Consider the following 18,799-nt stretch of genomic DNA (forward strand, 5'->3'; position numbering starts at 1 on the left):
TGGAGCGTTGTCGATTGATGCGAAATCTTTAGCAACACCGCCGTATACTTTTGCAAGTACGTTAGTGATTGCTGCAGTTAGTGTAGTTTTACCGTGGTCAACGTGGCCGATTGTACCAACGTTTACGTGCGGTTTTACGCGTTCAAACTTTTCTTTTGCCATGACGGAACCTATCAGTTTTGTGTATCTAAATTACATATGAAAATAATCCACCAGAGGTAGATTAAGTTAATTTTTTCAAATAGTATTTTCTGACAGATAAAGGAAGTAATCAAGGAGATTCTTAGGACTGGTGCTGATAGGCAGAGTCGAACTGCCGACCTCACCCTTACCAAGGGTGCGCTCTACCAACTGAGCTATATCAGCAACACAAGAACTGGAGCGGGCAGCGGGAATCGAACCCGCATCATCAGCTTGGAAGGCTGAGGTAATAGCCATTATACGATGCCCGCATAAAAATCTGTTCTTAAACTACCTCTAACCGTCAAGAATAAAGTGGTGGAGGGAGCTGGATTCGAACCAGCGAAGGCTGAGCCGTCAGATTTACAGTCTGATCCCTTTGGCCGCTCGGGAACCCCTCCACGATAATTCTCTACTAATTCACTTCCGGTAAAAGGAAAGTGGTGCCGACTAACCGAGTCGAACGGTTGACCTACTGATTACAAGTCAGTTGCTCTACCAGCTGAGCTAAGTCGGCACTGCTTTAGTACGGGGCGAGATATTAGAGTAAGGTTTATTGGGATGCAACAATAAAATTAAAAAAAGTGTAAATTTTTAGTTTAAATGCTCAATATTCACGCGAAAACGCGTTTTTTGCACTTTTTTATACTGTTTCGGTTAATTCGTACCAATAATTCAATCCCTTCATTACGAGCAATGAATCAAAAATACTTCCTGCAAATTGCTGCTGCAATAGTGAGCCATAGCCACCAGCAAAAATAATTTGTGTTGCTTGTTCTGTTTTTTGAGCCGTTAAATTCAGCTTAGCTTGCTCAATTGCCCCGATGGTTGCCACTAAGGCACCATTTTTTAAACCATTTGGCGTGTTTTTACCCAATTCATTAGTAAACGGTGTTTTACCGTCATCAAAAACACGTTGGGTGTTTTGTGTAAGCGACGAGGTCATTAAATCAAGCCCGGGTAAAATCCAGCCACCTAAATGTAGGCCTTCACTATCGAGCACATCAATTGTTGTCGCAGTACCCGCATCAACAACAATACATGCTGTGTTTGGATATAACGTAAAGCCTGCAATAAGCGCAAGCCACCTGTCTATGCCTAAGTTACCCACATGCTCGTAAGCGCATACAAGATCTCCAAGCGTTTTGGTTACCTTGGCTTCAAAGCAAGTAATATTATTGCTAGCCGCTTGCGCGCGAATATCGTTTAGTAAATCACTGCGCCCTACGCACGCATAAATCACTTCAGTTATTTGTAACCAAGGCAGGTTATTTATATCTGCTGGTTGTGCTTGCTCGTTATGCCACAGCACAGCTTTTAGTGATGTATTTCCCACGTCGATCAGTAATCTCATACTTGCGCCTTTCTGAGGGATACTTCCCCACCGTAATAACTTTTTACTTCACCATCTTGGCGAATTCGTATTCCACCTTGAGGGTCAATACCTTCACATATTCCACGCCAGCTTCGGTGCCCTGTATTTAGCTCAACATAATCGCCAGCAAACGCATTAAGCGAATTCCATTGCTCATACATATCTTGTAAGCCAGTTTGACGATACTGCACTAAACGCTGCTCTAAATAATAAGTAAGTGACGCCACCAGCTGGTTTTTATCAAGCTTTTGAGTATGTTGATTTAAGTCGGTCCACGCTTGGTCTATATGTTGGCTAAAACTCTCAGGCATTTGTAAATTAATACCTATACCAATCACTAACTGACAAGGTCCTTGCGGTTGCCCATCTAATTCAACCAATACACCTGCAAGTTTTTGTTTATTTATATAAATATCGTTAGGCCATTTAAGCTCTACGTCAATTTGGTATAACGCTTTAATTGCATCATAAACAGCAAGGCCTACCGCAATTGATACACCCATTGCAGCTTGAAGCCCGTCATCTAAACGCCAAAAGTAACTGTAATACAAATTAGCGCCAAATGGGGATTGCCAAACACGGCCGCGTCGGCCGCGCCCTGCTTGCTGCATTTCAGCAACAATAACAGTGCCAGACTCAAGCGCTGTTTTAGCCTGTATACGGCGCATAAGCTCGCTGTTGGTCGAATCAATAATAGGGTGTACTTCTACATAGGCAGTATTAGCACCTAGCGCTTTGTAGTGCTGATCAATTTGTGTTTTATTTAAAAGGCCCACCTGACTATTCAAACAGTAGCCCTTGCCAGTCACTTTAAAAATATCCAAGCCCATTTCTTGTAACGTTTTGATATGTTTACTCACCGCAGCTCGGCTAATTCCTAGCTTTTCACCCAAGGCTTGGCCAGATACAAAGCCCCCTTGGTTAAGTGCATTTAAAATAGCGAGTTTGTTTCCATCAGGTGCTTTCATTGCTCAGGCTCCGCGTTAATATGGCATTCGCTGCGCGCATCTATTAAACGCACTTCGTGTTCTAGCATAATGCTGTAACGCGTATAAACCACTTGCTGAATGTGTTTAATCATTTTTATTAGGTCAATACCCTCACTATTTCCGTGATTAACAAGTACTAATGCTTGTTGTTGATGCACTTCTATACCAGCCTCACGGTGCCCTTTTAAACCACTTTTATCGATTAGCCAACCTGCTGCGACCTTGTGATGGCTTTGTCCATATTCGTAATGAGGTAAATCTGCAAATTCCTTTAATAGCTCAGCTAACTGCTGGTTGGTTATTATTGGGTTTTTAAAAAAGCTACCCGCATTGGCAAGTGTATGTGGGTTAGGTAATTTGCTATTGCGCGTTTTTATAACCTGATCGAATACTGCTTGCGGGGTAATGCTTGAGAGCTGCTGCAGGGGGCCATAACTTAATACTGGTTGCCATTTTTTTGGGAGCGCTAAATGCACTTGCGTGATCACCGCTTTATTTTTGAGAGCATTTTTAAATATTGAGTCTCTGTAAGCAAATTCACATTGCTCGTTATTTAGTGAGTGCATAGTTTTAGTGGTTATATCGAAGTATTCTACCAATTCAACAAATTTAGCTATCTCAACGCCATAAGCACCAATATTTTGTACCGGCGATGCGCCAACAGTGCCCGGTATAAGTGCTAGATTTTCAAGCCCGGGTATATTTTTCTCTAATAAATAACTGACTAGTTGATGCCAGTTTTCGCCTGCAGCAATACTTATTAGTGTGTCGCTCTCACGCTCGGTAATTTTAATGCCTTTTAAGGCTATTTTTATAACCGTACCCATGTAGTCATTTAAAAATACGGTATTACTGCCCTCGCCTAGCAAACAAAACGGTGCACTAAAACTTTGCGTTTTAAGTTGCTCAAGCTGAGTAATTTCAACAAAATTTTGGCATTGGCTGTTTAATGCGAATGTATGTAATGAGTGTAATGAATGCGCCACAAAGCTCTCTAAAAATACCGGTAACTAATCGCAATAGTTTACCTCATCGTCGCAAATGTGGCACTAGATTGTAAAAATCACTCAACCCGCCGTGTCAATCGTGATATAAAACCAGCACTTTTTTATTTGTGTTCAGAGTAATGATGAAAATTAAACCTCTTTTTTTAAGCCTCGCTATGGCGGGTATGTGTTCGCAAGCAATGGCTAATGCGATTGACCAAAACTCGTATGCTAACCTTGATGATGTTGTTACTACTCACTTAAACCTTGATTTAGATGTCGATTTTGCCGACAAGCAGTTAGAAGGTTTTGTAGAGCATACTCTTCAGTGGAACAACAGCAAAAGTAGAACTCTCGTACTTGATACCCGCGACTTAGACATTGATAAAGTAATGTACAAAGATCAAAGCGGTAACTGGAAAAAAGCGACTTTTGATTTAGCTAAGCGAGATGATGTTAAAGGCTCAAAGCTTACCATTGTGTTTAAAAACCAAGCTGAGGTAGTTCGTATTTACTACAACAGCCGTCCTGAAGCATCTGGCCTGCAGTGGTTAACACCAGAGCAAACGGCAAGTAAAACGCACCCATTCATGTACAGCCAATCGCAAGCAATTCATGCGCGTAGTTGGATCCCAGTGCAAGATACACCCGCAATGCGTGTAACTTACTCTGCACGAATTCATACACCAAAAGATATACGTGCTGTAATGAGTGCTGATAACAAAGATGCGCTTTATAAAGATGGCGACTACATTTTTGATATGCCGCAAGCAATTTCACCTTACCTAATTGCTATTGGCGCAGGTAACTTAGAATTTAAAGCAATGTCGCATCAAACGGGCATATTTGCTGAGCCTACTATTTTAGATGCCTCAGTTGCTGAGTTTGACGACACCCAAGCCATGATCGACAAAACAAACGCTATGTACGGCGAATATGCATGGGGTCGTTACGACTTATTAATGCTACCGCCTAGCTTTCCGTTTGGTGGCATGGAAAATCCACGCTTATCATTTATAACCCCAACGGTTGTTGCCGGTGATAAAAGCTTAGTGAACCTTATTGCCCATGAGCTTGCTCATTCTTGGTCAGGTAACTTAGTAACTAACGCAACGTGGGAAGATTTATGGTTAAACGAAGGTTTTACCTCGTACGTTGAAAACCGCATTATGGAAGAAGTATTTGGTCATGACCGTGCGGTTATGGAACAAGCACTTGATTCAGCGTCTTTACGCGCACAAATTAAAACAATTGATGCACCAGATACACGCCTTAATTTAAAACTTAATGGCCGCGACCCAGACGATGCGTTTAGCTCAGTGCCTTACACTAAAGGTCAGTTATTTTTAATCTATCTAGAAAACAAATATGGCCGCGATAAGTTTGACCCGTTTGTAAAAGCATACTTTAAAGAATTTTCGTTTAAATCACTTACTACCGCGCAATTTGTTACTTACTTAAAAGCTAACTTAATTGAGAAGTACCCTGGTGTTGTAAGTATGGATAAAGTAAACGAATGGATTTTTGAGCCTGGCTTACCAAGTGATGCGCCAAACCCTACTTCTGATGCATTTGATAAAGTAGATACTGCAACAGCAGCATGGTTGAAAGGCGACACAACAGCAGCTCAACTACCAACGGCTGATTGGTCTGTGCATGAGTGGCTACACTTTTTAAATAACTTACCACGCGATTTAAGCATAGAGAAAATGAGCGAGCTTGATAGTGAATTTAACCTAACGCAATCAACTAACGCTGAACGTGCGTTTGCTTGGTTTATGCTAGCAGTAGGTAATGGTTATCAACCAATTTATCCTGCGCTTAATAAGCACTTATCAGGTATTGGCCGTCGTAAGTTAATTGTGCCGTTATATAAATCACTTATCACTAACGGTAAAAAAGACTGGGCACAAAGCGTGTACTTAAAAGCACGCCCTGGGTATCACCCTCTTGCGCAAGGTACTATTGACGCATTATTTGAATAAATAGCGTTAACTAGAAACTAAAAAGGGCCAAATTTGGCCCTTTTTGTTTTTCTGTTATTTTACTTTGTTACTTTTTCTAAAAAAGCTTTACGCTCTGTAGTTGTAGCTTGTTGCCACCAAAAATCAAGCATTTGCGGCGCACTTGGCATTCCTTTACCTGTAATTGGTGCTATCGGCTTTATTGGCTGACTAGGACGTGAAGGTCCTGCAGGCATTGTATTTTGCATTACCGGTTTATTGCTTGCTAGCTGCGTGTTAGAAATAACACTTAAAGGCTTAGCAACAGCGCTACTTTTTGCTTTTAAACTAACTTGTGGTGCTTCTGCAAATACTTTTGCAGATACTGAATTTTCAGCACGATTAAACACTAAGGTATAATCTTTACCTGCTTCAACAGTTACACTTACCCAAAATGGTTCCGACTCCACAACTTCATGCGTGTCATAATCATCTTCATATAAATCGGTGTACTTTAGCCTAAGCTGATAAGTTCCGGGAGCAAGCTCTACATCATCAATACGACTAAACAAAGAGCTTTCTAGCATTTTATCGCCCACTTGCAGTGGTACAAATTCTTCTGGAAAGTGAATATTCTCAGCATTAGCCGAAAAACTAAGTAGTAATGCAACTGCACTACTTATTAAAATTGGTTTAAGCATATTAACTCCTTTATTTGATTTCAGTTTGACACTGCTTTGAAAGTTTGTCATTAGTGAGCTTAAAATTCACAACACTTAATTAGGAACACACTATGAGCCAAGAAACTATTTTTACCAAAATCATTAATCGTGAAATTCCAGCAGATATTATTTACGAAGATGAAAACACTCTCGCATTTAAAGATATAAACCCACAAGCGCCATTTCATGTGTTAATTATCCCAAAAAAAGCAATTGCTACTATAAATGATATAAATCCTGAAAACTCACATTTAGTAGGCAACTTATACGTAGTTGCAGCTAAATTAGCTAAGCAACATAATTTTGCTGAGGACGGATACCGCGTAGTTATGAACTGTAACGAACATGGTGGGCAAACTGTTTATCACATACATTTACACATGCTTGGCGGTAAAGAAATGGGCTGGCCACCTTATCAAAATGTAAAAAAAGTAAAATAATTAAAAGTTTTTATTAAATTGTTCCACTCAATTAATTAGTTACAAATGTTATAATTTTCATAGTTATAAAGAATAAATAGTTACTTATTTGCAACATTTTGTGTTTAAATAATCGTAATATCGTATTTGTTATTGAGTACATCAGCGATTTTCTAATACAAAAGGTGTGGAAGTCGTGGTAAACTTAGTCAGTCAGCTTTATAAAAGAGTATAAAAAACATGAGCAGTTCAGCCTTTTTGTTATTAGATCAAGAGCCAATTAACACTATTGGTATTAACGTTTTAGAACCTTTGTTAAAAACGCAAGGCCTTGACGTAACCACAGGTACTAATATTTTAGACATACCTGAAGGGACTCGACTTTTGTTTATTGAAACATCAAGCAAGGATGCATGGGGAAAACTAAAAGAACAACTAGTAAACCTACGTATTAAATGCGATATCATATTATTTAATTTAGACGAAAACCCTGAGCTTGCTAATCGTGCATTGTTAAGCGGTATTCGTGGCGTATTTTACACAACAGATAACGCCGATGTATTAATGAAAGGTATTCGCTTACTACTTGAAGATCAACTTTGGTACCGTCGCGATATTATGTGTAATGCATTAAATCGTATGCTGCAATTTAATAAAGATGCGCTGCATAAACTAACCGAAGGTGATATTGAGCCTGTTAAACTTACTAAGCGAGAAAAAGCAATAATCTCACTAATGAGTAAAGGTTCGAAAAATAAAGAGATCGCAGAAGATTTAAGTATTAGTCCACATACTGTTAAAACACATTTATACAGCGCATTTAGAAAAACTAAATGTCGTAACCGTATTGAACTTCTATCGTGGGCACAACAAAATATCCCTGATGAAATTCGTTAATCAAATATTTAGTTTAAATTTAAAAGCAGACACTTAGGTGTCTGTTTTTGTATGTGCTATATACTTATCTAATAACAATTAGCTTAATTAAGTAATCTGTTTTGAGGATTGGTATAAGTGTATACTTTTGATAACTTTAGTTTAATAGCTACTTTGCTGGAATATTAATGCTCGACTCCTTCACTCTTTACTTTGCCAGCATCGCCATCATGGTCGTAATGACCTTACTTAACTTTTTGACATGGCGAACAAACAAACAAATATCGGGCACGCTGCTATACATTTTTTATCCCATATTGCTATTAGGCTCTGTTATTGGCTTTACTCTTGTTGGTGATACACATAATTTAGTAATTATTAGCGCTGCCAGTAGCATGATGTTTGCCGCATCAATAGTGCACTGCCTTTCACTTAGTCAGTTTTTAAATTATCGCGGTATTGGTTTTAAATTACTCTGCTCAGTGACCGCTTTTTGCACTGTAATGCTTGGCTATTACACCTTTTTTGACCCATCTTTACACGAAAGAGTGATTGCATCCGATATACAACACATAGCAGAAGCCGGTTTTTTACTGTTTATATTTATTAAGTGTGCACGCAAACCCTATCCTAATGGCAGCATTGTATACATAACCATTTTAACGCTTGTTGCTTTAAGCTTTATTGGCCGCTCGTTATTTATGGATAACATTGAACAAAAAAATCTTTTAGTAAACGGCTGGTTTAGCTCATTATTATTTTTAAATGGCGTAATTGCTCCCATGTTTTATGCTGCAGGTATGGCGTTATTATGTAATGAGCGCAGAGAGCAGCACCTCAATAAATTAGCCGATAAAGCACAAAAAGATTTAGAAATACGCGGGCTCTTTTTATCAACTATAAGCCACGAAATTCGCACCCCGCTAAACGGTATTTTAGGCAGCGCCCAACTTGTTATGAACCAAACAAGTGATACCCGCAATAAAGCCTATTGCGAAGCGATTATAAATTCTGCCGAATCACTTAACTTATTGGTAGATAAGGTCCTTGATTACGCGAGCCTAGATCAAAGTGACGAAGCGCTTTACGAAGAAGATGTAGAGTTTAAAACATGGCTTAATAATTTATGCTTATTACTAAGCCCTCTCGCCGAGCAAAAGCAACTCAAGTTTGAACTAATATGTAATATTCCTGAGCAAGCCTGTTATTACTGCGACCAGCAAAAACTTAGGCAAATAATTATTAATTTAGTAGGTAATGCCATTAAGTTTACAGACCACGGAACCGTTAAAATTCAGGTTGATTTAGTATTAGAAAAACAACTTGAGCACACTATAAAAATTAGTGTCAAAGATTCAGGGCCAGGTATAGAAAATGATGAGATAGCCTACTTAACAGAACCTTATGTACAAAGTAGCGCAGGAAAAGAAAAAGGCGGAACTGGCCTTGGCTTAGCTATTACCAGTCGCCTGCTTGAAAAGCTCAGTAGCCGACTCGAAATAGCCAGCCAGCTTGGTACTGGTAGTGTATTTAGCTTTACCGTTACTTTTACTTTAGGTGAATTAAGCCTTGTAGAGCAGCGCCATCAAACTAAAGATTACTTAACAGGTCTTGATGTACTACTGGTTGAAGATTTAGATTTAAATCAAAAAATTGCTATAGAATTTATGGCCGACGATGAGCACAAAATTAAGCTCGCAAAAGATGGGAAAAGCGCCATAGAGCTCATGCAAGCTCACCACTTCGATGTTGTTTTGCTTGATATGAACCTACCTGATTTAACAGGCCAAGAAGTACTTAAACGTCTAAAACGCATTGATCATAAAAATCAACGAACTCCAGTACTCGCATTTACTGCAAGCCTTAGCCCTGACGAAGTAAAAGAATATTTAGAATTAGGAATAAAAGACATTGTAGGCAAGCCTATTAAGCACGAAAAGCTTCGCCAAGCACTTAGCGACTCTCAATCTAATCAAACTGCGAGTATTGCAGTAGAACTTATTGATACCTTGTATGACAAAACAGCGGCCGAAACACTCACCAGCTCATTTAGTGAAGATGAAGTGTCGTCGATTTATAATGAGTTTGTGCTCTCGGCGCGTAACAAGCTAATTCGCTGTCAAAAGCTTATTGACCAACAACCAGAGCAATGCATTAAGCTTTTACATCGCCAAGCAAGTACCGCTCTGCAACTTGGTTTTAATCGCTATGGTATTGAGCTTAAAAAAATAGAGCGCCGTTTACTCGATAAAAAGCCACATAACGACATGCTTGATGAAGCGCTAGATCTGTGGCAACGCAGCTTAGAGCAATATTTAAAGTTTGTGCGTGGGCAGTTAGAGTAATAGTGAATTAGCTTTAAAATAGCTAATTATTAGCCTCTTCCATATTTATCATCAAATCGCTCTATATCGCTTTCATCAAGTACAGCACCGGTTTGCACTTCAATGACAATTAACGGCTCTTTTTGATTATTAGCCAAGCTATGAATTTGTTTTGCGGCGATATAACACGATTGGTCGTGCGTTAGCGTATACGCTTGCTCATTAATACACACATCTGCAATACCCGAAACCACAACCCAATGTTCAGCACGATGCTGATGGCGCTGCGTCGAAAGCTTAGCACCGCTGTTAACAGTAATTTTTTTAACTTTAAAGCCAGTACCCTCAACCAAAGTACGGTAATTTCCCCACGGGCGAAAAACCACTTGATGATGGTTAAGTTTATCAGCCTGTGTTGTAGCAATTTCCTTAAGCAACAAAGGCAGAGAATCCAGCTCATTTTGATTTGCAATTAACGTGGCATCATGAGTATGAATAATTGCTAAATTGCTTACTCCAAGCGTGGCAATAGTGTGTTCAGCCTCGTTAATAACTAAGTTATTAGTACTTTTTTGAGCCATATAATTAGCATTTAAACTATTACCGTTTTCATCTTTTTTTGTAAGCGCATCAAGGGATGAAAAACTACCTACATCACTCCATTTTAAATCAACAGGCATAACAACTACGTTATTACTGCGCTCTAAAATGGCGTAATCAATTGAATCGCTTGGGCAGTGTTCAAGCGCACTGTTGCTTGGGCGGGTAAACCCTAAATCTTTAGTAAATTGCGCCGCTGCAGCGACACTCGTTGCTATTTTTGGCGCAAACCGCTCGAGCTCTTTTAAATAGGCTGCAGGGGTAAATAAAAACATGCCGCTATTCCAGCTATAACCACCTTGAGCTAAATAACGGTTCGCTGTATCTAAGTCAGGCTTTTCTTTAAATTGAGCAACATCGTAACAACCCGTTCCAGCAATAGCCGCACCTTGTTTTATATAGCCATAACCAGTATGCGCCTCTGTAGGAGTAATCGAAAACGTAACTAGCTTTCCTTGCGCAGCAAGTTTTACAGCTTCAGGGAGCTTAGCTGTTAATACATCAAAGTTTTTAATATGATGATCGGCAGGCATCACTAATAGCGGGCCGGTAATCCCATTTTGCAGTGCATAGTGGGCGGCTAATGCGATGGCAGGAGCGGTATTCTTACCTTTGGGTTCGAGTAATAATGCACTAGGAATTGAGCTTGCAGCTTGCTCGGCGGCAATAAATCGGTGCTGCTCATTACACACTAAAATAGCATTATCAAACAACTCATTAGAAACACGCGCCAATGTACTTTGCAGTAATGACGTGTTTTCATTTAGTAGCGGTAAAAATTGTTTAGGCATTGCTTGGCGAGAAAGCGGCCACAAACGAGAGCCTATGCCACCAGCTAAAATTACAGGAGTGATTAAAGTGTTCATAATGTATATTAGCCGCCAACAAAAATATCAGCGACTATTTTAACACTTTATTGGCTCTGCGCTAAATTAACGTGTCTATATTAATGTAAAAGAGTCTGCATCTAAATAGGCAGGAAACGCTGCTTTAAACTCATCCAGTGGTGCTTTTTCAAGCGTGATAGTAACTAGTTGCTCAGCGTCATCTTGCGCTTTAGTTAAGGCATCGCCTTTGAAGTCGTATACTGCGGTACCGCCATTGTGCGCCACACCATTACCGTCTTCCCCCACACGATTAACGCCTACTACGTAGCATAGGTTTTCCATTGCACGCGCCATAAGTAACGTATCCCAAATATGGCGGCGCACAGCAGGCCAATTTGCTACGTTTATCATTACATCGTAGTCGTTATTATTGCGTTGAAATACCGGAAAACGCAGGTCATAACATACTTGCGGTAATAGTTTAAAACCATTGATTTCAAAAACTTTGCGCGCTTGACCTGCTACAACGTAATCGCCCTCGCTGCCTAAGCGAAATAAATGACGCTTATCGTAATAATTCACCTCACCATCGGGCTTTACCCAATAAAACCGATTCGCTTTTTTATCGCCTTGTGCAACAAGTACCGAACCCGCAATAACCGCATTATGTTTGTGAGCCTGCGCTTTTAACCAAGTCAGTACTTTACCGTTTTCAGGCTCTGCACAATCTACATTAATAGCAAAGCCAGTCGAGAATGTTTCAGGCAGTAAAATAAGATCGGGCTGATGCGTAATTGCTTCAAGTTGTTTATTAAACATGGCTAAATTAGCGTCTTTATCAAGCCAATAAAGCGAACTTTGCAATGCTGTAATGGTTAAAGTTGACATAATATTTGCGCAGCCTCTATGAGAGTGTTGTCGTTTTTAGCAAAGCATAAACGAATTACTTTGTCGGTTGGTGGATTTTGATAAAAAACACTTAACGGAATAGCCGCAACACCGGCTTGCTCAACTAACCAATGGCAAAATTCAACATCGTTTAAATCCGATACATCACTGTAATCTAATAATAAAAAGTAAGTGCCCTGGCTAGGTAAAATTTTAAAACGGCTGTTACTTAAATGGCTCGCTAATAAGTCGCGTTTTTGCTGATAAAACCCACTTAGCTCATCTATATGCTCGCCTTGCTGCTCGAGCATATCGGCAAGCGCATGCTGTGCGGGGGTAAAACTTGAAAACGTAACGTACTGATGAATTTTTCTAAATTCGACAGCTAAATCTGCAGGTGCAATACAGTAACCCATTTTCCAGCCCGTGCTGTGAAACGTTTTACCAAAACTCGATACAACAAAGCTTTTGGCAAATAATTCATCATCGCGTAATACGCTTAAATGCGGTTGCTGATCAAACGTAATGTGCTCATATACCTCATCGCTTATTACATAAAAATTGTGAGTACCAACTAACTTTTTAAGCGCTTTTATATCTTGTGGCTGTAATATTTTACCGCTTGGGTTATGAGGCGTATTAATAATAATTGCACGGGTATTTTTAGTAATTACTTGGCTTACTACTTGCCAATCAATAGTGTAATTTGGCGCACTTAAAGCAATGTGTACCGACTTCCCACCAGCAAGTTCAATTGCGGGTTGGTAAGAGTCATATGCAGGGTCAAATACAATCACTTCATCACTTGGGCGAACAATTGTTTGAATAGCTACAAACAATGCCTCTGTTGCACCCGAGGTAACAGTAACTTGATCAGCTGCGTTTATATCAGCTGCATATTTGCGCTTTGCTAAATCAGCAATTTGTTGCTGTAATCGTGGTACGCCACTTGAAGGTGAATATTGATTAACGCCCTGCTGTACATAATAATTTAGCTGCGTTTTTAAAAGATCAGGAGCATCAAACTCAGGAAAGCCTTGAGAGAGATTAATTGCCGAAAACTCATTAGCCAACCCACTCATTTGGCTAAATATACTAACGCCTAAATTTGGTAATTTACTTTCAAACACGTGATGCCCTTAATGATGGTTTTGCGCTTAAAGCGATGCTATCATTGCTTAAAACAGAAGTATAGCCGTCTAAAAACAATTAACTTTACGCTCATTAGTGAGGAATGTATGCAAAACAATACCGCTATTTCACAACTTATTGAAGCCGGAAAATGGGTTAGCCAAAAAGGCTGGGTACCCGCAACAGGTGGAAATTTTTCAGCTCGTACTAGCACTGGCTTTGTTGTTACGGCAAGTGGGCACGATAAAGGCTCACTTACGCAAGAGCATTTTTTGCAATTAGACCACCAAGGCGAGCGCCTAGCAGGAGCTGTAAAGCCATCGGCAGAAACACAATTACACCTAAGTTTGTATCAGCTTATACCTGATGCACAGTGTGTTTTGCATACTCACTCTGTAGCCGCCACCGTACTGTCGCAAATTACCCAAAGGCATCAACTTGATTTAACAGGCTATGAAATGCAAAAAGCACTGAGCGGCTTTACTTCGCATTTAGAAACGCTGAGCATTCCTATTTTCGATAACGATCAAGATATTGACCGATTAAGCCTGCTGGTCAGTGACCATCATTTACATACGCCGATAGAGCACGGCGTACTGATACGTGGTCATGGCTTATATGCAGTAGGGCGTAATATTGATGAAGTTCGTCGCCACCTAGAAGCCTTAGAGTTTTTATTTAGTTGCGAACTAGAGCGCCTGAAAATAATCGGTATTCAAGCGGGAGTAACTAAATGATTAAAGCTATTTTAACCGACATCGAAGGCACAATAACCCGCATCTCGTTTGTTAAAGAGGTGTTGTTTCCTTACGCGGCAAAGCAGTTACCTACCTTTGTACGTGCCAATGCTGATAAGCCAGATGTAGCCGAGCAAATTAATGCCATAAAAGCCCTTGTCGAAAAGCCAAACGCCGATATAGAAGAAGTCATTAGCACTTTACTTACCTGGATTGATGAAGATAAAAAAATCACTCCACTTAAGCAGTTACAAGGCTTAATTTGGCAAACAGGGTATGAACACGGTGATTTTAAAGGTCATTTATACCCAGATGCATTTGATTTTTTACAAGCTCAACACAACAACGATATTACTTTGTATGTGTACTCGTCAGGGTCGGTAAAAGCGCAGCAGCTACTTTTTAAATACAGTGATTATGGCGACATTAGCAGCTTGTTTACTGACTTTTTTGACACCAAAGTTGGCGCAAAACAAGAACAAACAGCCTATAACACTATTGTTAAGCTATTACCGTTTAAAGCAGCAGAAATACTCTTTTTAAGTGATGTAGCCGGTGAACTTGATGCCGCGCAAGCTGCAGGCTTAAAAACACTACATTTAATTCGTGATGGGCAAGCAAGCACTAAAGCACACCCTTATATTAATGACTTTAGCCAATTTAAATTGGGGCAATTAGTATGAGCCAATTAACAGTGTATGCCGACAACGATGCAACCAAAGCACTTGTAAACACATCAAATGCTGATGATATTGCAAAGCAACTAGCTAAAGTAAACGTACGTTTTGAACAGTGGCAAACAAATGCAGATATTAATGAGCACACCACCCATGAGCAAATTATTAGTGCGTACAAAAGCGATATAGATCGGTTAAAAATCGAAAATGGCTATCAAACAGTAGACGTTATATCTCTAGCTAAAGGTAATCTTGGCGCATCAGAGCTGCGCAAAAAGTTTTTATTTGAACATACTCATAATGAAGACGAAGTGCGTTTTTTTGTAAAAGGCCAAGGGCTATTTTGCCTGCATTTAGGCAATAAGGTTTATCAGGTACTTTGCCAACAAGGCGATTTAATTTCAGTACCTGAACTTACCCCGCATTGGTTTGATATGGGAAGCGACCCTGAGTTTACTGCCATTCGCTTATTTAACAATACAGAGGGCTGGGTAGCAAAAAGTACTGACTCGTCTATTGCAGAGCAATTTCCCTTACTCGATTAATAAAGCTCAGTGCACGCATGCCTAAACTATATTTTCTATAAGCGTATTTATGCAATTTGCAGGATGACTTCAATCACTTAACTCTGTAATATTATTTTAGCAATGCAGCTGATAAAGAGTAACTTTCCAATGGTGAACGAACAATATCAAAAGTCTAAACAACAACTAGCCTACTCACGTAAGCAAGTTGAAAAGGCTGGTCGTATTTTTCGTAAAAATGAAGGTGATTTTGACTTTGCAATAGAGGTTGTACAAAACTATCGTGCAGCACATTTATATCCGCTGACTATTATTAAAAACCTCGTATGGAAACATGTAAAAAAGCTTCATTTGCTAGAATCGGCGACTATAGTTAGACGCTTAAAGCGCTTGCCAACTATTATAGATAAGTTACAAAGAGCCTCGTTGGATGGTAAAAGTGAAAACGCAATAAATCTGAAGCGAATGCACGATATAGGTGGCTGCCGAGTAATCTTAGATAATCTAGAGCATCTATATCAACTCAACGCCAGTTTAGACTCGAGTAGAGCAGTTCATAGCGTTAAGTCATATGATTATATTGAAAACCCAAAAGCGACAGGCTATAGAGGTATTCATCGTGTTTATAAAAGTTATAACAATTTAGAATCTCACGATTATAAAGGCTTTCAAATTGAAGTTCAGTTGCGCACTAGGCTTCAGCACCTTTGGGCTACTACTGTTGAAATTGTAGATATTATTGAAAAAGAAACACTAAAAACCAATCCCCAAGCAGCCGACACAGATTGGAAGCGATTATTTTTTATCATGGGTGAGTTTCTTGCAGTCAAAGATGGTTCAAATCAATTAAGTTCACAACAATCGCAGGCCTTTGTTGATGAGCTTTCGGCACTAAATAAAAAGCTAGCCGCATTTCATAAGCTTGATGCATTTAATCGCGCATTCCAAGTTGACGAAATTAAAAATAAATCGAAAGATACAGGCTTTGCTTTACTCGTTCACAACACTGAAACACAAATGGGTCGAGTCTTTTTATATGCAGAGAATAAAAAGCAAGAAGCTCTAACACATTACGCCGAACAAGAAAAACAAACTCACAATAACGTGCTTCTGGTAGCGGGGAGCGACTTGAAATCAATAGAAAAAGCCTACCCCAACTACCTAAATAGTACCTCTGAGTTTCTTTCAGAATTCAGTCGCATATTATTGAGTTAGCTCTTTAAGTTTACCCATTAATACTTGTTGCTGGTTATACACACCCGTGTCTAACACCCATCCTGTGACCAGCTTTGCCGGCGTTATATCAAATGCAGGGTTATATACATTAGCATTGGTGGGCGCCCATAAAGCTTCGCCAAAGCTACCGCTAACTCCGCGCACTTCTTGAGGATTACGTTGCTCTATTTCTATATCATCACCACACGCGGTGTTGGTATCAAGCGTGGTAATAGGCGCGACCACATAAAATGGAATGTTATGAAAATGCGCTAGTACGGCTAAATTATAGGTGCCCACTTTATTAGCAAAATCACCATTGGCGGCAATACGATCAGCCCCCACTACTATTTTATCTACCTTACCTGCAGCCATTAAACTTGCTGCCATATTATCGCAAATTAATGTGTAAGGTATTTTCCAGCGCTCAAGCTCAAAGGCAGTTAAGCGACCGCCTTGTAATAATGGTCGTGTTTCATCAACCCACACATGTACGTTGCCATGTTTTTGCTGCGCTTTATAGATAACACCTAGTGCAGTACCAATACCAGCGGTTGCAAGCGCCCCTGTATTGCAATGAGTTAATACATTGTCGCCACTATTTATAAGCTCGGCGCCACGGGTTGCCATTCGTTCACACAGCTCAATATCTTCAATAAACAACCGCTCAGCTGTACTAACAATACCGGCAACATAATCGCTTTGCGTTAAAGCTTTTCGCAATGCCGCCATACAATGCATTAAATTAACTGCCGTTGGACGAGTGGCCTCTAGTTCATTGATTGCTTTTTCAAGCTCACTTTTTACTACCCCTTGTTCAGCTAAATACGCCACTAACAAGCTCGCGCCTAAACCAATAAGTGGAGCTCCACGCACTTTTAAGTTAATGATCAGCTCTTTCATGGTTTCTACATCATGGCATTGATGCCATACCTGCTGGTGAGGAAGTAAATATTGGTCGAGCACACTAAGCGACCCGTTTTCATATTTTAAACTGCTTGCGATTAAATTTTGCATAATGCTTAAGGTATTAAAAATACGTAACGTTATTTTACACCACTTTGAATAACTCTCAAGTTAGACTTATAGACATCTAAACATTTAAAGGTATAGAATGCTTAAAAGCTGATTTTTGAGATTTAAACCATGACTAACTATGTTGCTTTTAACGCACAGCGCGCTATCGATTACGTATCGACATTAATTGAATCTAAACAATGTAATTTTTTTGCTCAAGGACAAACCTTATCGGCATATGAGTTTGGCGATGGCAATCTTAATTTGGTATTTAGAATTACTGATGAGCAAAACAATAGCGTTATTTTGAAGCAAGCTCTGCCTTACGCGCGTTGTGTGGGCGAGTCGTGGCCATTAACACTTGATAGAGCTCGTATAGAAGCGCAAGTTTTGCTTAATCATGGCGCTATTTGCCCAACTTATACTGCTAGGGTTTTACATTATAGTGAAATGCAAGCGCTGACTATTTTAGAGGATTTAGGTAATTTACAAATACTGCGCACTGCACAAAATAATGCGGAGCAATTTCCTAAATTGGCGCAGCATGTAGCGACCTACTTAAGCCATACTGGCTTTTATAATTCAGATTTTTATTTAACCGCACAAACTAAAAAAGCACTCGTTAGTCAATTTACTAATCCTGAGCTCTGCCAAATCACTGAAGACTTATTTTTTAGCGATCCGTACATTGAGCACGAACGCAATAACTACCCAAAGCAACTACAAAACGAAGTTGATGCAATACACAAAAACAGCGTATTAAAGTTAGAAATAGCAAAACTAAAAGCTAATTTTTTATCTAACCCGCAAACATTACTTCATGGTGACATGCACAGCGGTAGCATTTTTGTTGATTGTAATAATACAAAGATGATTGACCCAGAGTTTGGTTTTTTTGGACCTGCTGGGTTCGATATTGGCTCTTTTATTGGCAATTTACTTTTAAATTACTGCGCACAATACGGGCATATTGGAGATTTTGTGGCTCGTCGTAATTACCAAACCCACTTATTAAGCACCCTTGTTGAATGCTATACCTTATTTGAACAGCATTGGCTTACGCTTATAAATGAGCACACTACTGAAGGTGCGCTAAAGGTTACAGGCTACGGTGAATACTTTATAAAGGGCGTATTACAAGATGCCATTGGCTACTGTGGTGCTGAGTTAATTAGGCGCACCATAGGGCTCGCACATGTAACCGATATAGATAGCATAAATGATGAGAAAGCGCGTCTTATAGTGCAAAAACAAACATTAGCACTAGGCGAGCAACTTATTTTGAATGCCCAAACATGCGACAACAAAGAAGCATTTTTTAGTTTATTAATAAGCCAATTAAACTAAAAAACATTAAAAAGGCGCTATT

Annotated in this window: 18 protein-coding genes and 4 tRNA genes; 9 read left to right on the plus strand and 13 right to left on the minus strand. The window is 39.6% G+C overall.

Features of this window, described 5'->3' with window-relative positions; all coding sequences use genetic code 11:
• The 8 genes from CXF76_RS04310 to murB all read right to left on the minus strand — a co-directional run.
• Positions 1-162 (minus strand): GTP-binding protein (locus CXF76_RS04310; protein WP_232785096.1); only part of this gene is annotated, 162 nt, incomplete at its 3' end.
• A gap of 128 nt (positions 163-290) precedes the next feature.
• Positions 291-366, minus strand: a tRNA-Thr gene (locus tag CXF76_RS04315).
• Positions 367-377: 11 nt separating this feature from the next.
• Positions 378-452, minus strand: a tRNA-Gly gene (locus CXF76_RS04320).
• Positions 453-496: 44 nt separating this feature from the next.
• Positions 497-581, minus strand: a tRNA-Tyr gene (locus tag CXF76_RS04325).
• Between the two features lie 40 nt (positions 582-621).
• Positions 622-697: transfer RNA gene (locus CXF76_RS04330), tRNA-Thr, on the minus strand.
• A 126-nt stretch (positions 698-823) separates the two neighbouring features.
• Positions 824-1,534: a type III pantothenate kinase gene (locus tag CXF76_RS04335; RefSeq protein WP_101163115.1), complete on the minus strand. Its 711-nt coding sequence runs from the start codon at positions 1,532-1,534 to the stop codon at positions 824-826.
• Positions 1,531-2,523, minus strand: coding sequence for a bifunctional biotin--[acetyl-CoA-carboxylase] ligase/biotin operon repressor BirA (gene birA, locus CXF76_RS04340; protein WP_101163116.1), 993 nt, complete (start codon positions 2,521-2,523; stop codon positions 1,531-1,533). The genes CXF76_RS04335 and birA overlap by 4 nt, the downstream gene beginning before the upstream one ends.
• Positions 2,520-3,530, minus strand: coding sequence for a UDP-N-acetylmuramate dehydrogenase (gene murB, locus CXF76_RS04345; RefSeq protein WP_101163117.1), 1,011 nt, complete (start codon positions 3,528-3,530; stop codon positions 2,520-2,522). Before murB ends, birA begins: the two co-directional genes overlap by 4 nt.
• Positions 3,531-3,673: 143 nt before the next feature.
• Here murB and CXF76_RS04350 point away from each other — a divergent pair, with 143 nt between their 5' ends.
• Positions 3,674-5,515, plus strand: coding sequence for a M1 family metallopeptidase (locus CXF76_RS04350; RefSeq protein ID WP_101163118.1), 1,842 nt, complete (start codon positions 3,674-3,676; stop codon positions 5,513-5,515).
• 59 nt (positions 5,516-5,574) lie between these two features.
• Here the strand turns inward: CXF76_RS04350 and CXF76_RS04355 are convergent, their stop codons facing one another.
• Entirely contained in the window at positions 5,575-6,174 is a 600-nt protein-coding gene (locus tag CXF76_RS04355; RefSeq protein WP_024589455.1) for a DUF2057 domain-containing protein, read from the minus strand.
• A gap of 92 nt (positions 6,175-6,266) precedes the next feature.
• Here CXF76_RS04355 and CXF76_RS04360 point away from each other — a divergent pair, with 92 nt between their 5' ends.
• The 3 genes from CXF76_RS04360 to CXF76_RS04370 all read left to right on the plus strand — a co-directional run bounded on the left by CXF76_RS04360 (position 6,267) and on the right by CXF76_RS04370 (position 9,835).
• A complete protein-coding gene (locus CXF76_RS04360) occupies positions 6,267-6,635 on the plus strand; it encodes a histidine triad nucleotide-binding protein (RefSeq protein ID WP_007579887.1) in 369 nt (122 codons plus the stop codon).
• A gap of 219 nt (positions 6,636-6,854) precedes the next feature.
• Positions 6,855-7,511, plus strand: a complete 657-nt coding sequence (locus tag CXF76_RS04365; protein ID WP_004334929.1) for a helix-turn-helix transcriptional regulator — start codon at positions 6,855-6,857, stop codon at positions 7,509-7,511.
• Between the two features lie 167 nt (positions 7,512-7,678).
• Complete coding sequence (locus tag CXF76_RS04370) at positions 7,679-9,835, plus strand: response regulator (protein ID WP_024589456.1); 2,157 nt, start codon at positions 7,679-7,681, stop codon at positions 9,833-9,835.
• A gap of 29 nt (positions 9,836-9,864) precedes the next feature.
• Here CXF76_RS04370 and CXF76_RS04375 read toward each other — a convergent pair whose 3' ends face one another.
• The 3 genes from CXF76_RS04375 to CXF76_RS04385 all read right to left on the minus strand — a co-directional run bounded on the left by CXF76_RS04375 (position 9,865) and on the right by CXF76_RS04385 (position 13,259).
• On the minus strand, positions 9,865-11,280 hold the full coding sequence (locus CXF76_RS04375) for a mannose-1-phosphate guanylyltransferase/mannose-6-phosphate isomerase (protein WP_101163119.1): 1,416 nt from the start codon (positions 11,278-11,280) through the stop codon (positions 9,865-9,867).
• 75 nt (positions 11,281-11,355) lie between these two features.
• The gene (locus CXF76_RS04380) at positions 11,356-12,129 is read right to left on the minus strand and encodes an amidohydrolase (protein WP_101163120.1); all 774 of its coding nucleotides are present in this window, start codon (positions 12,127-12,129) and stop codon (positions 11,356-11,358) included.
• Positions 12,117-13,259 carry a methionine aminotransferase gene (locus CXF76_RS04385; protein WP_101163121.1) on the minus strand — a complete coding sequence of 381 codons (1,143 nt, stop codon included), beginning with the start codon at positions 13,257-13,259 and terminating at the stop codon, positions 12,117-12,119. The genes CXF76_RS04380 and CXF76_RS04385 overlap by 13 nt, the downstream gene beginning before the upstream one ends.
• A gap of 108 nt (positions 13,260-13,367) precedes the next feature.
• Here CXF76_RS04385 and CXF76_RS04390 point away from each other — a divergent pair, with 108 nt between their 5' ends.
• The 4 genes from CXF76_RS04390 to CXF76_RS04405 all read left to right on the plus strand — a co-directional run bounded on the left by CXF76_RS04390 (position 13,368) and on the right by CXF76_RS04405 (position 16,413).
• Positions 13,368-13,997 (plus strand): methylthioribulose 1-phosphate dehydratase, encoded by a 630-nt coding sequence (locus CXF76_RS04390; protein ID WP_024589460.1) that lies wholly within the window; start codon positions 13,368-13,370, stop codon positions 13,995-13,997.
• Entirely contained in the window at positions 13,994-14,680 is a 687-nt protein-coding gene (mtnC, locus tag CXF76_RS04395) for an acireductone synthase (RefSeq protein ID WP_024607294.1), read from the plus strand. The genes CXF76_RS04390 and mtnC overlap by 4 nt, the downstream gene beginning before the upstream one ends.
• Positions 14,677-15,219 carry a 1,2-dihydroxy-3-keto-5-methylthiopentene dioxygenase gene (locus tag CXF76_RS04400; RefSeq protein ID WP_024607293.1) on the plus strand — a complete coding sequence of 181 codons (543 nt, stop codon included), beginning with the start codon at positions 14,677-14,679 and terminating at the stop codon, positions 15,217-15,219. The genes mtnC and CXF76_RS04400 overlap by 4 nt, the downstream gene beginning before the upstream one ends.
• A gap of 129 nt (positions 15,220-15,348) precedes the next feature.
• Positions 15,349-16,413, plus strand: coding sequence for a RelA/SpoT domain-containing protein (locus CXF76_RS04405; RefSeq protein WP_007579871.1), 1,065 nt, complete (start codon positions 15,349-15,351; stop codon positions 16,411-16,413).
• Here the strand turns inward: CXF76_RS04405 and mtnA are convergent.
• Complete coding sequence (mtnA, locus tag CXF76_RS04410; RefSeq protein ID WP_101163122.1) at positions 16,402-17,430, minus strand: S-methyl-5-thioribose-1-phosphate isomerase; 1,029 nt, start codon at positions 17,428-17,430, stop codon at positions 16,402-16,404. The genes CXF76_RS04405 and mtnA overlap by 12 nt on opposite strands.
• 129 nt (positions 17,431-17,559) lie before the next feature.
• Here mtnA and mtnK point away from each other — a divergent pair, with 129 nt between their 5' ends.
• Positions 17,560-18,777 carry an S-methyl-5-thioribose kinase gene (gene mtnK, locus CXF76_RS04415; RefSeq protein ID WP_024607291.1) on the plus strand — a complete coding sequence of 406 codons (1,218 nt, stop codon included), beginning with the start codon at positions 17,560-17,562 and terminating at the stop codon, positions 18,775-18,777.
• The last annotated feature ends 22 nt before the right edge of the window (positions 18,778-18,799 follow it).

Origin of the sequence: Pseudoalteromonas sp. 78C3 (assembly GCF_002836695.1) — a bacterium.
In the GTDB taxonomy this organism is placed as follows: Bacteria; Pseudomonadota; Gammaproteobacteria; order Enterobacterales; family Alteromonadaceae; genus Pseudoalteromonas; species Pseudoalteromonas arctica.

Bases quoted from the DNA above. Each gene is read 5' to 3' on its own strand.
- CXF76_RS04405 (WP_007579871.1), top strand. From the start codon at position 15,349: ATGGTGAACGAACAATATCAAAAGTCTAAACAACAACTAGCCTACTCA.
- CXF76_RS04350 (WP_101163118.1), top strand. From the start codon at position 3,674: ATGAAAATTAAACCTCTTTTTTTAAGCCTCGCTATGGCGGGTATGTGT.
- mtnC (WP_024607294.1), top strand. From the start codon at position 13,994: ATGATTAAAGCTATTTTAACCGACATCGAAGGCACAATAACCCGCATC.
- CXF76_RS04355 (WP_024589455.1), bottom strand. From the start codon at position 6,174: ATGCTTAAACCAATTTTAATAAGTAGTGCAGTTGCATTACTACTTAGT.
- birA (WP_101163116.1), bottom strand. From the start codon at position 2,523: ATGAAAGCACCTGATGGAAACAAACTCGCTATTTTAAATGCACTTAAC.
- mtnK (WP_024607291.1), top strand. From the start codon at position 17,560: ATGACTAACTATGTTGCTTTTAACGCACAGCGCGCTATCGATTACGTA.
- CXF76_RS04370 (WP_024589456.1), top strand. From the start codon at position 7,679: ATGCTCGACTCCTTCACTCTTTACTTTGCCAGCATCGCCATCATGGTC.
- CXF76_RS04360 (WP_007579887.1), top strand. From the start codon at position 6,267: ATGAGCCAAGAAACTATTTTTACCAAAATCATTAATCGTGAAATTCCA.
- CXF76_RS04375 (WP_101163119.1), bottom strand. From the start codon at position 11,280: ATGAACACTTTAATCACTCCTGTAATTTTAGCTGGTGGCATAGGCTCT.
- CXF76_RS04400 (WP_024607293.1), top strand. From the start codon at position 14,677: ATGAGCCAATTAACAGTGTATGCCGACAACGATGCAACCAAAGCACTT.
- CXF76_RS04335 (WP_101163115.1), bottom strand. From the start codon at position 1,534: ATGAGATTACTGATCGACGTGGGAAATACATCACTAAAAGCTGTGCTG.
- CXF76_RS04365 (WP_004334929.1), top strand. From the start codon at position 6,855: ATGAGCAGTTCAGCCTTTTTGTTATTAGATCAAGAGCCAATTAACACT.
- CXF76_RS04380 (WP_101163120.1), bottom strand. From the start codon at position 12,129: ATGTCAACTTTAACCATTACAGCATTGCAAAGTTCGCTTTATTGGCTT.
- mtnA (WP_101163122.1), bottom strand. From the start codon at position 17,430: ATGCAAAATTTAATCGCAAGCAGTTTAAAATATGAAAACGGGTCGCTT.
- CXF76_RS04390 (WP_024589460.1), top strand. From the start codon at position 13,368: ATGCAAAACAATACCGCTATTTCACAACTTATTGAAGCCGGAAAATGG.